The organism is Parazoarcus communis, assembly GCF_003111665.1.
GTDB classification, from domain to species: domain Bacteria; phylum Pseudomonadota; class Gammaproteobacteria; order Burkholderiales; family Rhodocyclaceae; genus Parazoarcus; species Parazoarcus communis_B.
In genome coordinates this window covers 264,914-279,385 of record NZ_CP022188.1, presented here as the reverse complement: position 1 = coordinate 279,385, position 14,472 = coordinate 264,914, and the positions used below count along the sequence as shown (strand labels likewise).

The 14,472-nt window shown below is 63.5% G+C and carries 15 protein-coding genes; 6 read left to right on the top strand and 9 right to left on the bottom strand.

Annotation, left to right across the window (positions count from 1 at the left end; translation table 11 throughout):
- Positions 1-47: 47 nt before the first annotated feature.
- Together CEW87_RS01240 and gloA are read left to right on the top strand one after the other, a co-directional pair.
- Entirely contained in the window at positions 48-737 is a 690-nt protein-coding gene (locus tag CEW87_RS01240) for a SprT family zinc-dependent metalloprotease (protein ID WP_332871692.1), read from the top strand.
- 3 nt (positions 738-740) lie between these two features.
- Positions 741-1,130, top strand: a complete 390-nt coding sequence (gloA, locus tag CEW87_RS01235) for a lactoylglutathione lyase (protein WP_108949312.1) — start codon at positions 741-743, stop codon at positions 1,128-1,130.
- 37 nt (positions 1,131-1,167) lie between these two features.
- Here gloA and CEW87_RS01230 read toward each other — a convergent pair whose 3' ends face one another.
- The 8 genes from CEW87_RS01230 to rsxA form a co-directional block, all read right to left on the bottom strand.
- A complete protein-coding gene (locus tag CEW87_RS01230; protein ID WP_108971187.1) occupies positions 1,168-2,205 on the bottom strand; it encodes an HD domain-containing phosphohydrolase in 1,038 nt (345 codons plus the stop codon).
- 69 nt (positions 2,206-2,274) lie between these two features.
- Positions 2,275-2,550 (bottom strand): RnfH family protein, encoded by a 276-nt coding sequence (locus CEW87_RS01225; protein WP_108949310.1) that lies wholly within the window; start codon positions 2,548-2,550, stop codon positions 2,275-2,277.
- A 12-nt stretch (positions 2,551-2,562) separates the two neighbouring features.
- Positions 2,563-3,294, bottom strand: a complete 732-nt coding sequence (locus tag CEW87_RS01220; RefSeq protein WP_108971186.1) for an electron transport complex subunit E — start codon at positions 3,292-3,294, stop codon at positions 2,563-2,565.
- A complete protein-coding gene (rsxG, locus tag CEW87_RS01215; protein ID WP_108949308.1) occupies positions 3,291-3,953 on the bottom strand; it encodes an electron transport complex subunit RsxG in 663 nt (220 codons plus the stop codon). The genes CEW87_RS01220 and rsxG overlap by 4 nt, the downstream gene beginning before the upstream one ends.
- Positions 3,954-3,979: 26 nt before the next feature.
- A complete protein-coding gene (locus CEW87_RS01210) occupies positions 3,980-5,035 on the bottom strand; it encodes an RnfABCDGE type electron transport complex subunit D (protein WP_108971185.1) in 1,056 nt (351 codons plus the stop codon).
- Positions 5,032-6,576: an electron transport complex subunit RsxC gene (gene rsxC / locus CEW87_RS01205; protein WP_108949306.1), complete on the bottom strand. Its 1,545-nt coding sequence runs from the start codon at positions 6,574-6,576 to the stop codon at positions 5,032-5,034. The genes CEW87_RS01210 and rsxC overlap by 4 nt, the downstream gene beginning before the upstream one ends.
- Positions 6,577-6,586: 10 nt before the next feature.
- Positions 6,587-7,114, bottom strand: coding sequence for an RnfABCDGE type electron transport complex subunit B (locus tag CEW87_RS01200; RefSeq protein WP_108949305.1), 528 nt, complete (start codon positions 7,112-7,114; stop codon positions 6,587-6,589).
- A gap of 23 nt (positions 7,115-7,137) precedes the next feature.
- On the bottom strand, positions 7,138-7,719 hold the full coding sequence (rsxA, locus tag CEW87_RS01195; protein ID WP_108949304.1) for an electron transport complex subunit RsxA: 582 nt from the start codon (positions 7,717-7,719) through the stop codon (positions 7,138-7,140).
- 326 nt (positions 7,720-8,045) lie between these two features.
- Here rsxA and nifL point away from each other — a divergent pair, with 326 nt between their 5' ends.
- From nifL to CEW87_RS22290, 3 genes are all read left to right on the top strand, one after another.
- On the top strand, positions 8,046-9,605 hold the full coding sequence (nifL, locus tag CEW87_RS01190) for a nitrogen fixation negative regulator NifL (RefSeq protein WP_108971184.1): 1,560 nt from the start codon (positions 8,046-8,048) through the stop codon (positions 9,603-9,605).
- Positions 9,602-11,146, top strand: a complete 1,545-nt coding sequence (gene nifA, locus CEW87_RS01185; protein ID WP_108971183.1) for a nif-specific transcriptional activator NifA — start codon at positions 9,602-9,604, stop codon at positions 11,144-11,146. Before nifL ends, nifA begins: the two co-directional genes overlap by 4 nt.
- 185 nt (positions 11,147-11,331) lie before the next feature.
- Positions 11,332-11,469: a hypothetical protein gene (locus CEW87_RS22290; RefSeq protein ID WP_159098060.1), complete on the top strand. Its 138-nt coding sequence runs from the start codon at positions 11,332-11,334 to the stop codon at positions 11,467-11,469.
- Positions 11,470-11,544: 75 nt separating this feature from the next.
- Here CEW87_RS22290 and CEW87_RS01180 read toward each other — a convergent pair whose 3' ends face one another.
- Positions 11,545-12,621 carry a cytochrome-c peroxidase gene (locus CEW87_RS01180; protein WP_108971182.1) on the bottom strand — a complete coding sequence of 359 codons (1,077 nt, stop codon included), beginning with the start codon at positions 12,619-12,621 and terminating at the stop codon, positions 11,545-11,547.
- Between the two features lie 331 nt (positions 12,622-12,952).
- Between CEW87_RS01180 and nifB the strand changes: the two genes are divergently transcribed.
- Complete coding sequence (gene nifB / locus CEW87_RS01175; RefSeq protein WP_108971181.1) at positions 12,953-14,464, top strand: nitrogenase cofactor biosynthesis protein NifB; 1,512 nt, start codon at positions 12,953-12,955, stop codon at positions 14,462-14,464.
- The last annotated feature ends 8 nt before the right edge of the window (positions 14,465-14,472 follow it).

Below are 14,472 nucleotides of genomic sequence, written 5' to 3'. Positions count from 1 at the left end.
AAGCGGCGCATGTGATGGAGGTCGAGGGCCGCACCGTGGCTCTCGTCATGCGACACTCACGCCGGCGATCCTTTGCGCTGCAGGTCGACCACCGCGGCGCCCGGGTTGCGGTGCCCCACGGTACCTCGGTGGCGGCAGCGGAAGATTTTGTCCGCATGCATGGCCGCTGGCTGCTCGCGCGCCTCAGTGCGCAGCAGGCGCAAGCCGACGTCCAGCGTTTCGTCATGGCCGATCGCGCCGAGTTTCCCCTGCTGGGAAGGGCCGCACGCCTGTGCATCCTGCAGTCGGGGCGGCGAGTGCAGTGGCGGCTTGCGGCTGATGGTGCGGACGAAATCTGGCTGCCCGCTTCCGCGACGACGGCGCAGTTCGTGCGCGCCCTGCGCACACGTGCAATTGACTGGTTTCGCGGTCGGGTCGAAGAGTATTGCCATCGCCTGGGGCTTCCGCTGCCCGAGGTCAGACTGTCGTCAGCGCGCACGCGCTGGGGCAGTTGCAGCTCAAGGAGCGGTATTCGCCTGCACTGGCGACTGATCCACCTTGAGCCCGCGCTGATCGACTACGTCGTTGCGCATGAAGTTGCGCATCTGCTGGAAATGAATCATTCACCGCGTTTCTGGTCGGTGGTGGAACGGCTTTATCCGGGCTGGCAGGATGCGCGTCGGCGTCTGCGCGTGCAGGGTGGCCGGCTGCCATTGATCGATGCGCGGGATCTCACCCCCGTCATACAAGAGGACTGAACCATGAGAATGCTCCACACCATGTTGCGCGTAGGCGATCTGGATCGATCGATTGCCTTTTATACCGAAGTGCTCGGCATGCGGCTGTTGCGCCGCAATGACTACCCTGACGGAAAGTTCACGCTGGCGTTTGTCGGCTATCAGGACGAAGACGAAGGCACGGTGCTTGAACTCACCCACAACTGGGACGTGGACAAGTACGATCTTGGCACGGCCTACGGGCACATTGCGCTGGAAGTGCCGGACGCCGGGAAGGCCTGTGACGATATCCGTGCCCGTGGCGGCAAGGTGGTGCGCGAAGCGGGGCCCATGAAACACGGCAGTACGGTCATCGCCTTCGTCGAAGACCCGGATGGCTACAAGGTCGAACTGATCGAGCGCAAGCCGGGCTGAGCCTGGCGGTTGGGCGGCGCCTGCCTCGGCGAGTCGCCTACCACTCGTCCTGAAAGCGCTTCCGGATTTCGAGCACATCCTTCCAGCCGCGCAGAAATGCGTCGACGCAGGACGGGTCGAAGTGATTGCCACGGCCTTCACGCAGGAAGACGATGGCCTTGTCCAGCGTCCAGGCGCGCTTGTAGGGGCGTTCCGACGTCAGTGCGTCGAAAACGTCGGCAACGGCAACGATGCGGCCTTCGAGCGGGATCGCCGAAGCCCGCAGCTTGCCAGGGTAGCCAGTGCCATCGAATTTCTCATGGTGACTGAGCGCAATGACCGCCCCCATCTGCACGACAGATGAAGACGAGTCCTTGAGGATGTCGTAGCCGATGGCCGGGTGGCGCTTCATCACTGTCATTTCTTCCACGCTGAGACGGCCCGCTTTCAGCAGGATGTAATCCGGTATCCCCAGTTTTCCGACATCGTGCATGGGGGCGGCCTGCAGCATCTCATCGGCATACTGCTCGCCCATGTTCATGCGTCGGGCGATAAGGGCAGAATAGTGCGCCATGCGTTGAATGTGGGCGCCGGTTTCAGGGTCGCGGAATTCAGCCGCACGGGCCAGGCGGGTAATGGTTTCGCGTTCGCGCGCGTGAATCTCCGCCGTCGCCTGGCGCACCGCTTCGGCAAGGCGCACTGCGCGGTCGCGTGTCGCCAGGTGGGCCTCGCGCAACTTGAGCATGTTGCGCACCCGGGGTTCGAACTCGTGTGGGTCGATCGGCTTGTTGAGGAAGTCGTTGGCGCCGAATTCGAGCGCGTCGTAGCGGGTGCGGCGCTCATTGTTGGCCGTGACCATCAGGATCGGCAGATCGTCATGGTCACGCAGTGCCCGGATACGACGGATGAATTCGATACCGTCGATGCCCGGCATCATGTAGTCGACGATGATCAGGTCGGGTTCATTCCGTTCACACCACTCGAGCGCGGCGAGCGGTTCGGCAAAGCACTTCGCCTGGCAGCCGCCCACGCGGCCAACCAGCGTCTCCATCAGAGTGAGGTTCAGAGGAGTGTCGTCGACAATGGCAACGAGCATGGCCGCCCCGGGGTCGTTCAATGACGACAGTATCTCCCAGGCGCGATGCTGCTGCCAGTGCGTTGATGCTCAGTCCTCATCCTCCATGCCGCCCCGCCGCGGCACCTGGGTCGGATCGCAGGTGATCGGACGGTAGATCTCGACCCGGTCGCCTGGCTGCAAAGGGGCGTCGAGCTTGACCAGCTTGCCGAAGATGCCGACCTTCTGTTGCGTGAGGTCGATCTGCGGATACATGGCCAGCACGCCCGAATGCTCGATCGCATCCTTTACCGTGGCCTCGTCCGCCACATCGATGCGCAGCCAGCAGTGCTGGGCGCCATCGGAATACGCTATGCCGATTCTCATCCGGATGCTCGCTCAGAGAGAGGCGCCTTCCGCCGGCAAGGCTTCGGGTGCGGGGGTTTGGTGTGCACGTCGTGTCTCGACATGGCGCTGTAATGCCATGAGGAAGCCGAGTGCGAGGAAGCCGCCGGGCGGCAGGATCATCATCAGAAAGCCCTTGTAGTCCGGGATGACCGTGATCTCAAGGAAGCGGAAGGACTCGCCCAGCAGCAGGCTGGCGCTGGCAAACAGCGTGCCGCTGCCGAGCACTTCGCGTGTCGCGCCGAGTACGATCAGTGCGAGCGTGAAGCCCAGCCCCATGGCGATGCCGTCGACGATGGAGGAGAGCACCGGTTGGCGGGAGGCGAAGGCCTCGGCACGGCCAAGGATCGCGCAATTGACCACGATCAGGGCAATGAAGAGCCCCAGCACCTTGTGCAGATCGTGCAGCCATGCGTTCAGGCTCATATCCACAAGGGTCACCAGGGTGGCGATCAGCACGATGAAGGTCGGGATACGTACGCTGGGACTGACGAAGTTGCGGATCGCTGCAACGATGGCGTTCGACAGCACCAGTACGGCGGTGGAGGCGAGCCCCATGCCGAGGCCGTTCGTGGCCGTGCTGGTGACTGCCATCAGGGGGCAGAGCGCGAGCATCTGTGTGAATACGACGTTCTGCCGCCACACACCGTCGCGGACGATGTTGCCGAATGGCAGCCTGGGGGGCGTTTCAGGTTCCGAGCTTGTTTCGTTGAATTGCAGACTCATGATGTCGGTTCCTTCTTCAGGGTCAGCAGGTGATCGTCCTCGCCCAGCATGGCGCTGCGGTTGTGCGCAAACAGTTCGAGCCCGCCACGGACCGCGTTGACGACTGCGCGCGGGGTGATCGTGGCGCCGGCGAACTGGTCGAAATCACCACCGTCCTTCTTCACCGCCCAGCGCGCTGGCGGCGGGGACTCAAGCGACTTGCCCGCGAAGCTGTCGATCCACGGATTCTTGGCGAACTCGATCTTGTCGCCGAGTCCGGGCGTCTCAGTGTGGCGGGTGACACGCACGCCGAGCAGGCGACCGCTGCGGTCGACGCCCATCATGATGCGGATCGGCCCGGCATAGCCCTTGGCGGTCACGGCGAAGACCACGCCGCGGACCTCGGCTGCCCGGCGCGCCTGATAGACGGTCAGCGGCGGGGTGCCAGCCATCGGCAGGCTGATGGTGTCCTTGAGCAGGTCGTTGTCGGCGAACCCCTGCGGTAAAACCTGAGCCAGCGAGGCGGCGGTGTCGCGCGCCGCGGCTTCGGCGATGGCAGGTCCGGTGGCCTGATGCGCGAACGCGAGTGCAGCGCTTGCAGTCAGGGCGACGAGGCCAAGCGAGGCGCCCTGGTACCACAGGGCCTCGATGGGCGGAGAGGACAATGGCGATTTGCGCATGGCTGGATTCGGCGCTTGAAGTTGATTCACGGGGCAGTCATCGAGTGACCGTTGCGGCGGCGGCCAAAGATGCGGGGACGCGTGACGCGATCGATCAGGGGCACTGCCGAATTCATGAGCAGTACGGCGAAGGCCACCCCTTCCGGATAAGCCCCCCATGTGCGGATGACCCAGGTCAGCAAGCCGCAGCCCAGACCGAAGATCCATTGTCCGAGCGGGGTACTTGGCGAGCTTACATAGTCGGTCGCAATGAAGAAGGCGCCGAGCATGACGCCACCGGTCAGCAGATGAGCCAGGGGCGGCAGATACTGATCCGGAGCGAGGAGGTGCGCAAAGGCTGCGGGCAGCACCACACCCAGAATGAAGGCGGCCGGAATCTGCACGCCGATCACCCGTTTCAGCATCAGGAAAACACCGCCAGCGGCGAGCAGCAGCGCGCTGGTTTCCCCCAGACTGCCGGCGCGTTGGCCAAGGCCGAAGCTGAATGGATCCCAGTGTCCGGTCAGCGATTGCGACAGGGCGATGCCGCGCGATGCCTCGGACTTGACGTGGCCCAGCAGCGATGCGCTTGTCATCGCGTCCGGCACGTTGCCACCGAAGGTCACGCTCAGTGCGGTCATCGGGTCAAGCGCGGCGCTCAAGCCCGCTGCGTGGGGGGCAACCCATTGCGTCATCTCGACCGGAAACGAGATCAGCAACATCACCCGCGCGGCCATTGCCGGGTTGAAAAGGTTTTGTCCCAGGCCGCCGAAGGCGTGCTTGGCCACGATGACGGCGAAGCTCGCGCCCGCCGCAGCGATCCACCACGGTGCCCAGGGGGGGAGGGACAGGGCGAGCAGCCAGCCGGTGAGCATTGCCGAGCCGTCGGCGAGCAAGGGGCCTGCGGGCCGCTCCGCCAGACGCGCGCAGAAGGCCTCGGAGATCAGGGCGGAAAGAATGGTGACACACCATAGCGTGATCGCCGGCCAGCCGAAGTGCCAGAAGCCGGCCACCGTTGCCGGGGTCAGTGCCAGCATCACCAGCAGCATGACACGGCCAACGGAGCGGGCTCCGTGCGCGTGAGGTGAGGAAATCGGGTTCATGCCGTGGTCTCCTCGGTTGTTTTCGCGGCTGCGCTTGCCTTTGCCGCTGCGGCTTCGGCGGCAGCCGCCTTGGCGCGGGCGCGCTCGGCCTTGCGTCGCTCCGCGGCCTCGGCCTTTTCGCGCGCTTCGCGTTCCATGCGGCTTTCACGCGCTTCGACAAGCTCCTTGATGGCATCCTGTTTCATGCGGTTTCGGCCCTGGGCTGCGAGTTCGCCCTTGGCATGGTTGAAGTACTGGACGAGCGGAATCTGGGAAGGGCAGACAAAGGAGCATGTACCGCAGCTGATGCAATCCTTGAGTCCGATCTCGACCGACGCCTTGAGGTCGCCGCTCCTGATCAGTGCGGCCATCTCCAGCGGCATCAGCCCGATCGGACAGGCTCCCACGCAGGAGGCACAGCGAATGCAGGGGCCGGGTTCCGGGAGGGCTGCGAGTTCGTGTTCGACCAGTCCAAGCAGTCCGCCGCTTCCCTTGATCACCGGGATGTCGAGCGAGTGGATGGACAATCCCATCATCGGCCCACCCATGACCCAGCGCGCGACCGGTTCCGTCGTTCCGCCGCAGAATGCCACCAGGGTGGAGAGCGGCGTACCGATGCGCACCTCAAGGTTGCGCGGTGTGCGGATGGCGCCGCCGGAGACGGTGACGATGCGCCGGGTGAGCGGCTCTCCGAAGCGGATCGCACGGTGAATGGCGGCGGCGGTGCCGACGTTCTGCACCATGACGCCGATATCTGCCGAACGGCCTTCCGCAGGCACTTCACGCCCGGTCAGCCAGGAAATGAGCTGCTTTTCCGAGCCCATCGGATAGCGACTCGGAACCTCGACGACCTCCACATCGGCGACGCCCTCGGCCGCCGCACGCAGGGCAGCGATCGCCTGAGGCTTGTTATTCTCCACTCCGATCAATGCGCGTTCGCCGCCAATGGCCCGCAGGATGATGCGCGCGCCGTCGATGACCTCGGGGGCGCGCTCGCGCATCAGGCGATCGTCGCACGACAAGTAGGGTTCACACTCGCCACCGTTCAGGATCAGCGTGGGAATCGGGTTCTTCTGGCCGAGGGCGAGCTTGACGGCCGCCGGGAAGGTTGCGCCGCCCATGCCGACCACGCCGGCAGCCGCAACCCTGCGCGCAATCTCCGCGGGTTCGAGGCTGAACGGGTCGGTGTGATCCGGTGGCAGGGCTTCATCAAGACCGTCGGTATCAAGCAGGATGGCCGGACCGGCAAGGCCGGAGGCGTGCGGCACGGGTACCTCGGCGATGCCGATCACGGTGCCGGATGTCGGCGCATGTATCGGCGCGGAGATCGCTCCCTGCGCTTCGGCAATGAGTTCGCCGCGCAGCACATACTGCCCCGCCTGCACCAGTGGGCGTGCCGGCGCGCCGATATGCTGTGCAAGCGGCAGGATCAGCCGCGGAGGCAGAGGCAGCACCGTGATCTCGGTATCCGCGGCCGGATGTTTGCGGCCTTCGGGGTGGGCGCCCCAGCGCTGCAGCATGCGGCGCAGGAAGGAGGGGGTGGATAAGGCAGGGGTATTCATGGCATCACTCTCAGGCGCTGACCGGTTTCGGCCAGACCCAGGTTTGCTGTGTGACGGGCACCGGAGCAAGGTCGATGGCCCCGGTGGGACAGACTTCTTCGCATTTCGCGCAGCCGGTGCAGGCCTCGCGAATCACCGAGTGGATCTGCTTGACAGCGCCCAGCACCGCATCGGTGGGGCAGGACTTGAAACATTTCGTGCATCCGATGCAGATTTCCTCGCGCACTTCCGCAATGCGCGGCACCTGAATCTGGACGGCGCCGGCGTCGAGCGCGAGTCCGAGCCGCGCGGCAAGCGCTTCGGCCAGTTGCAGGCCACCGGGCGGGCAGCAGGTGGCAGGTGCGTTCCCTGCAATGAGCGCCTCGGCGGCGCCTGCGCAACCGGGAAAGCCGCACTGACCGCAGTTGGTGCCGGGCATCATGGCTTCGATTTCGGCTTCGACGCCGTCCCGTTCGACATGGAAGAAGCGTGCGGCAAGCCCCAGCCCGAGGCCGAAAACAGCGCCCATCACGGAGAGGCTAACGACGGCGATCAACATGTCGGCTCCTTTGAGAGTGTCGGTCAGTGGTTGGTGAGGCCGGAAAAGCCCATGAACGCGAGCGACAGCAGTCCGGCAGTCACAAAACCAATTGGCGCGCCGGCGAAGGCTGCCGGCACGCGTGCGAGCGCCAGGCGCTCGCGCAGTCCGGCGAACAGTACGAGAACCATGGTGAAGCCTGCGGCTGAGCCCAGCCCGTAGACGACGCTGCGAACGAAGCCTGCGCCCTCCTGGACATTGAGCAGCGCCACGCCGAGCACCGCGCAGTTGGTCGTGATGAGCGGAAGATAGATGCCGAGCACCTTGTACAGGGCGGGCGCGTTCTTCTTGACCGCCATTTCGACGAACTGGACGGTTGCGGCGATGACCAGGATGAAGCCCAGGATGCGCAGATAAGCCAGATCGAAGGGGGCGAGCAGGGCGTGTTCGAGCACCCAGGTCACGGCACTCGCGAGCGTGAGCACGAAGGTTGTGGCCATTCCCATGCCAAGCGCGCTGTCGATCTTGCGCGAGACCCCCATGAAGGGGCACAGGCCAAGGAATTTGACCAGCACGACGTTGTTTACCAGTGCCGTGCCCAGTAGCAGCATCAACCATTCACTCATTGCCGACGATCTCCGTCATTGCGGTTTTCATGCTGTGTGTTGCATGAGACATGCCACCGTGGGATTGTTGGCAAGTGACTGATTTCATGGAGGTGTGATGTTTCAAGAGGTGCGCCGGCATGTTTCGAGTACGTCAGTTGCGCAGAGATTGTCGTAAACACGACAAGGTCTGTGGCGGGTTCCGCTGGGCCCCTGGCGCAGCCCGAAAAGCGCCGATTCCGTGCAGGACAGGTGTCCCGCTGTCATGCACCGGACAAGTGCATCGAATTGTGAGGTTTGGCACAATGATTGCTTGAGACGATCAAACTGTCCCTTGAGAGACTTCAATGTCGGCCCCTGATTCGATGCATGCCGTGTTCTCCGATGCCGTGTTTCACGATGCGGTAGAACAATCTGCGATTGCGATCTCGATTACCGATGTCAACGCGCACATCCTGTATGTGAACCCGGCCTTCTCGGCGATCACCGGATATGCCGCATCCGAAGTGGTTGGGCAGCGGCAATCGCTCCTGTCCTACAAGTCGACACCACGCTCGGTCTACCAGTCCATGTGGCAGGCCCTGAAAAGCGGCCAGTCGTGGACTGGGCGCCTGCTCAACCGCCGGCGCGACGGAACGCCCTATGTGGCCGAGCTGACGGTGACGCCGTTGCGCTCCGCTGCGATCAAGGGAGAGGAAACCCGTTACCTCGGCATGCACTGGGACGCCACCGAAGAGCACCGTCTGGCACAGCAGCTGAGCAATCACAAGCAGCTCATCGAGTCGGTGATCTCGGTGGCACCAGTCGCGGTTGCGCTGCTCGATGTCGAGGGCAAGGTCGTCCTCGACAACCCCGCTTACCGCCGTGTGGTCTCCGACATGCGGGTAACCGAGCCGGCGCATTCGGTGATGGATGCACTGCGTCAAAGTCTGGGCGAGAGTTTCAAGCATGCACTGGCTCACCGCCGTGCCTTGCTCAACCACGAGCTGCGCTTCGATTCGGATTCGGGCGAGCCGCGCTGGTATTCGTGTTCGGTGTCGTGGTTCGAGGAGCGTCATACCAGCCCCGATGCGTTCTACGGCGACGGCTGCTCCGACTACATGCTGCTGGTGATGCACGACATCAGTGCCTCCAAGCGTCAGCAGGAGGCGCTGCGTATTGCAGCGATGCGCGCGATGCTGTCCGAAGGCGAATTCAACCAGAGCCTGCGCGAGGCATTGTCGGGGGCGATCTTTCAGTTGCAGGGACCGGTGAATCTGATCTCGGCCGCGGCGAGTCTGCAGCGTCGCCGTGCCGGCGGTGCGGCAGGAGGCGATGCCCTTGCCAAGGCGCTTGCGGACGCGCAGCGCGCGGGAGAAGAGGCCATCACCACCTTGCAGGCGGCCATGCCGCCTGAGCCTGAGGCGCCCACCGGACTGGTTAACCTCAATGAGGTTCTGCGTGACGTGCTGATGCTCGAGACAGAAACCTTCCTATCAGCAGGGGTAACAGTCGACTGGCTGCCGGCGCATGTCCTGCCTTCGGTCCAGGGCAATCCCACCGCGCTGAGGACCCTGTTCCGGCAGTTGGTGACGAATGCGGTGGAAGCCATGAATGTGCGCGGCTGGACCGAACGCAACCTGAGCCTGTGCACCGAGGTGCGTGGCAAGTATGTGCGCGCGGCGCTGACCGATACCGGCCCGGGCATTCCCGACGAATTGCGCCTGAAAGTGTTCGAGCCCTTCTTCTCGACCAAGAAGGGGCGCGCAGCGGGGCGCGGGGTTGGGTTGTCGCTGGCTCAGGAGATCGTCAGCCGGCATCGCGGTGTGCTCGAGATCGATCCCGCGTATGCAGGCGGCTGCCGACTTCTGGTGAGCATTCCTGCCCTGGGGCAGATCCCCGTGGCCGATGAGGAGGGCGGAAGATGACTGCGAGCGATCCGCTGGACGAGGCGCGCGCTGCCTGGCTCGAATCGTCGCTTGAGGCCTTGTATCGCGTCAGCCGGGTGTTGTCCCGTTCGCTCGAACTGCGCGAAACCCTCGCAGAATTGTTGCGCGTACTCGATGAGGAGTGCGGCTTCAATCGAGCCCTGGTCACCCTGAGTGAGCCCGATGGGGAGTCGATGGCCATCTCGGCCCTTCATGGCGTGGACAGTGCGATCGATCCGGATATCCGCTGGCGTGCGGGCGAGGGTGTGATCGGCAGCGTACAGCAGCGCTCGAGGCCGCTCGTTCTCCAGCGCCTCGCCGAAAGCCCCGATTACCTGCGTCAGCGCGGTGTGTTCGACGCCGACGCACCCTTTATCGGCGTACCGATCCGGGCCGCACATGAAACCGTCGGTGTGCTTGCCCTGCAGCCTCCGCTGGCGGTTCGGGAGCGCCTCGACGACGATGCTCATTTTGCGGAGATGGTGGCGAACCTGATTGGCCAGACGGTGAGACTTTCCCGTCAGGTGCGCCAGGAGCGCCGGGATATTTCGGAAGAGCGCGACAGTTTGCGCCGCACCGTGCGAAGCCATTTCGGCTTCGACAGCATCATCGGGCACACCGCCGTGATGCGTAAGGTGTTCGATCAGGTGCGGCAGGTGGCGAAGTGGAACACGACCGTGCTGGTGCGCGGCGAGACCGGCACCGGCAAGGAGCTTATCGCCCAGGCCATCCATTACAACTCCCCGCGTGCAGCAGGGCCCTTCGTCAAGCTCAACTGTGCGGCCCTGCCGGAGAACCTCCTGGAGTCCGAGCTCTTCGGGCATGAAAAGGGCGCGTTCACCGGCGCGCTGACGCAGCGCAAGGGGCGTTTCGAAACGGCCGATGCCGGCACGCTGTTCCTCGACGAAATCGGCGAAATCTCCGCATCCTTCCAGGCCAAGCTGTTGCGCGTGCTGCAGGAAGGCGAGCTGGAGCGGGTCGGCGGCGTGCGCACATTGCGTGTGGATGTGCGGGTGATTGCGGCAACCAACCGTGATCTGGAACTGGAAGTCGAGGCGGGCAAGTTCCGCGAGGATCTGTTCTATCGCCTGAACGTCATGCCCATCATGCTGCCGCCGCTGCGGGAGCGCGTCGAGGACATTCCCGAAATTGCCTCGTTTCTGGTCGGCAAGGTGGCGAAAATGCAGGGGCGTCCGCTTTCGATCACCGACAGCGCCCTGCGCATCCTTCTCCATCATGCATGGCCGGGCAACGTGCGCGAGCTCGAAAACTGTATCGAGCGTGCGGCGGTCATGAGCGAGGATGGCGTCATCGATCGCGATCTCGTGCTGGTCTCCGGGGTCGAAGAGCGCGTATCGCCGATGCGCGGGGGCGGTTCGGTGGATCTTGACGATCCTGATCTGGATGAGCGCGAACGGGTCATCGCTGCGCTTGAGCAGGCTGGCTGGGTACAGGCCAAGGCCGCTCGACTGCTGAACATGACGCCGCGGCAGATTGCCTATCGCATCCAGACACTCAACATCAAGGTGCGTCAGATCTGAGCACGCACTGTCGTCCGTCCCGGTCCGATACCGCGACGTTTCGCTGAACGGTGCGTGAATGTTGTCTTCACGCAGTGTTCAGCGGGGGACTGTCAGTATGCATTCATGCCCGTCGGCCGGATTCGTCGCTGGGTTCAGTGGGGTGGTTCTCCCATTTTCTGCATACAGATCAGGAGTGTCTGAACATGAAACTCAGTGAGACCGAATTCTTTCGCGAATTTGTTGCCGTTACGACGGGCCTGCTGTTGGTCGTCGGGACGTTTGCCTTCGTTTCGATCCCGGCCAGCATTGCGATTGCTGGAGGCGTGGCACACCTTACATGAGCGTGTGATTCGAGCGGCGTTGCAGACATGAGGCGGGGACGGGCGCACCCGCCTCCGCGCTGTGCTGTGCTGTCCTTAATCCGTCGCTTTCGCGGTCTTGAGATGGGGGTCGATCGGGGGGACGATGGAGTTGCCGTTGGTCAAGGGCAGCCGGGGCATGGTCTGCTCCGGGAATCTCCCGCTCAGACTGGTGAGGAAGGCGACGACATCCGCAAGCTGAGTGGCGTCGATGTCCCGGTTAAGCTGAGTCTTCGCCATCACGCGTACGGCCTCTTCCAGTGTCGGAACCTTGCCGTTATGCATGTAGGGTGCCGTCAGCGCGATGTTGCGCAAGGTCGGCACTCGCCACATGTGCTTGTCGCTATCCTTGCCCGTCGATGCGTGGCGACCCGTGTCCGAGAGCAGATCGTATTGCTTGTCGAACGCACTGCCTGCAAAGGTCGGAAATTTCATGAAGAAGCCCTGTGCCATCGGCATGGGAGGGCCGCTGAAGTTCGCGCCGGCGTGACAGGCCGTGCAGCCCAATTCGCCGAATGTTTTCATGCCGCGGGCCTGTTGCTCAGTGAGGGCCGTCTTGTCGCCCTTCACGTAGCGGTCGTAGGGTGAGTCGGGTGTCACCAGTGTGCGTTCGTAGGCGGCGATTGCCTTGGCCACGTTGTCCATCGTGATCGGCTTTGACGCTGCCGGGAACGCGGCCTTGAAAAGCGGCAGATAGGCCGGAATCTGCTCCAGCCGGCCTACGGCCACTGCCGCATCGCTCATGCCCATCTCGATCGGGTTGGTGATTGGGCCTTTGGCTTGCTCTTCCAGCGTGCCCGCCCGACCGTCCCAGAACTGAACCGACTGGTAGGCAGCATTCCATACCGTCGGCGCACTGCGTCCGCCACGGGCATCGTGCATGCCGATCGAGTTGGGGCGGTTGTCGTCCCCGCCGGCCATGACGTTGTGGCACGAGTTGCAGGAGAGCGTGCCGTGTTCGCTGAGGCGTGGGTCGAAGAACAGGGTCTTGCCCAGATCGATCTTGGCCTGACTTTGTGGATTGTCCGCAGGGATTGGGGGCTGTTCGGGGAGGGCCGCCCATTGTTGTGCATGTGCCGTCAGGGCAAGGGCGCAAAGGCCGGACAGTGCCAGGTATCGTGAGAGTGGTTTCATGCTTTGATCTCCGGTTCAGCAATGCGTCTTGAAAGGTGGGGGATGCTTCGGGGTACCGGGGGGTGCTCCCGATGATGTGAAAATTGCATATGCCAAGTGAACGCAGGGTGAACGGCTTCAATGTGAAAACAATGAGCAGGCCCGGCAGCGTGCAGGCAGCCTTTCTTGTGCCGAAGGTGTCGCGAGTCCCACAGCGCGCCCTGTTGTACTTCCTACAATGTGTGCCTGCGGCGTGCCGAATTTTCAGTAAATTCAGCGCTTTAGCGACGTCCTCTCACTGGCACGCGGTTTGCAGAAGAATCCCCGTCAGACATCTACTAGGGGATTGACGATGGAACTCCCGGTCATCAGCAACGCCGCGCCCCCGAGCGCCGGAGGCGGTTGCAGTGAGAGCGGTTGTGGTACCGAGCCGGATGCGCTGTCGCATCTGCCCGACCATATCCGCAGCAAAGTGCAGGACCACCCCTGTTATTCGGAGGAGGCCCATCACTACTTTGCCCGCATGCACGTCGCGGTCGCGCCCGCCTGCAACATCCAGTGCAACTATTGCAACCGCAAATACGACTGCTCCAACGAATCCCGTCCAGGCGTCGTGTCCGAACTGATGACGCCGGATCAGGCGGTCAAGAAGACGCTCGCCGTGGCGGCCGCGATTCCGCAGATGACGGTGCTCGGCATCGCCGGACCCGGAGACCCACTCGCCAACCCCGAGCGCACTTTCGAGACCTTCCGTCAGCTCTCGGAGCAGGCGCCGGACATCAAGCTCTGTGTGTCGACCAATGGCCTGTCGCTGCCGGACTGTGTGGACGAGCTGGCGAAGCACAACATCGACCACGTCACGATCACGATCAACTGTGTTGATCCCGAGATCGGCGCCAAGATCTATCCGTGGATCTTCTGGGAGAACAAGCGCATTCGCGGTGTGGAAGGCGCGAGGATCCTGATCGAGCAGCAGCAGAAAGGGCTGGAGATGCTCACCAGCCGCGGCATTCTGGTGAAGGTCAATTCGGTGATGATCCCGGGCGTCAATGACCAGCACCTCAAGGAGGTGTCGAAGATCGTCAAGGCCAAGGGCGCTTTCCTGCACAACGTGATGCCGCTGATCGCCGAGGCCGAGCACGGCACCTACTACGGCATCATGGGGCAGCCCGAGCCGACGCCGCTCGAACTTCAGGCGCTGCAGGACGACTGCTCCGGCGACATGTCGATGATGCGTCATTGCCGGCAGTGTCGTGCCGATGCGGTCGGGCTGCTGGGCGAGGACCGCGGTGACGAGTTCACCCTCGACAAGATCGACGAGATGGAAGTCGATTACGCCACCGCCATGGTCGAGCGTGCAAAGGTGCACGAAGCCATCACCACCGAGCTCGAAATGAAGCGTGCGCTCAAGGCCGCGCCCAGGTTCAATCCGGATGCACCGGTGGAGGACGAGGCTGCGCCTGCGACCCGCAACATCCGCATCGCGATTGCGACCAAGGGCGGCGGGGTGATCAACGAGCACTTCGGGCATGCACATGAGTTCCTGGTGTACGAAGTGGGTCCGAAGGAGCACCGCTTCCTCGGTCACCGCAAGTGCACTGCGTACTGCATGGGCGACGAGTCCTGTGGCGACGGCGAAACCGTGCTCGGCGGCATCATCAAGTCGCTGGAAGGGGTCGAGGTGCTGCTCGCAAGCAAGATTGGTTTCGAGCCCTGGGCCGATCTCGAAAAGGCCGGCATTCAGCCCAATGGCGAGCACGCGATGGAGCCGATCGAGGAGGCCATCCGCGCCGTGTATGACGAAATGGCAGCGGCCGGCAAGCTCGACCTGCCCGTGGCCGGCGCTTCGGCCCAGGCTGCCTGACAGGAGAA

What these genes read in the sequence shown, in the direction of transcription:
- CEW87_RS01240 (WP_332871692.1), top strand. Translation starts at nt 48, where the DNA reads ATGCGACACTCACGCCGGCGATCCTTTGCGCTGCAGGTCGACCACCGC.
- nifA (WP_108971183.1), top strand. Translation starts at nt 9,602, where the DNA reads ATGACTGCGAGCGATCCGCTGGACGAGGCGCGCGCTGCCTGGCTCGAA.
- CEW87_RS01200 (WP_108949305.1), bottom strand. Translation starts at nt 7,114, where the DNA reads ATGTTGATCGCCGTCGTTAGCCTCTCCGTGATGGGCGCTGTTTTCGGC.
- rsxC (WP_108949306.1), bottom strand. Translation starts at nt 6,576, where the DNA reads ATGAATACCCCTGCCTTATCCACCCCCTCCTTCCTGCGCCGCATGCTG.
- rsxA (WP_108949304.1), bottom strand. Translation starts at nt 7,719, where the DNA reads ATGAGTGAATGGTTGATGCTGCTACTGGGCACGGCACTGGTAAACAAC.
- CEW87_RS01225 (WP_108949310.1), bottom strand. Translation starts at nt 2,550, where the DNA reads ATGAGAATCGGCATAGCGTATTCCGATGGCGCCCAGCACTGCTGGCTG.
- CEW87_RS01210 (WP_108971185.1), bottom strand. Translation starts at nt 5,035, where the DNA reads ATGAACCCGATTTCCTCACCTCACGCGCACGGAGCCCGCTCCGTTGGC.
- CEW87_RS01220 (WP_108971186.1), bottom strand. Translation starts at nt 3,294, where the DNA reads ATGAGTCTGCAATTCAACGAAACAAGCTCGGAACCTGAAACGCCCCCC.
- gloA (WP_108949312.1), top strand. Translation starts at nt 741, where the DNA reads ATGAGAATGCTCCACACCATGTTGCGCGTAGGCGATCTGGATCGATCG.
- nifL (WP_108971184.1), top strand. Translation starts at nt 8,046, where the DNA reads ATGTCGGCCCCTGATTCGATGCATGCCGTGTTCTCCGATGCCGTGTTT.
- CEW87_RS01180 (WP_108971182.1), bottom strand. Translation starts at nt 12,621, where the DNA reads ATGAAACCACTCTCACGATACCTGGCACTGTCCGGCCTTTGCGCCCTT.
- CEW87_RS22290 (WP_159098060.1), top strand. Translation starts at nt 11,332, where the DNA reads ATGAAACTCAGTGAGACCGAATTCTTTCGCGAATTTGTTGCCGTTACG.
- nifB (WP_108971181.1), top strand. Translation starts at nt 12,953, where the DNA reads ATGGAACTCCCGGTCATCAGCAACGCCGCGCCCCCGAGCGCCGGAGGC.
- rsxG (WP_108949308.1), bottom strand. Translation starts at nt 3,953, where the DNA reads ATGCGCAAATCGCCATTGTCCTCTCCGCCCATCGAGGCCCTGTGGTAC.
- CEW87_RS01230 (WP_108971187.1), bottom strand. Translation starts at nt 2,205, where the DNA reads ATGCTCGTTGCCATTGTCGACGACACTCCTCTGAACCTCACTCTGATG.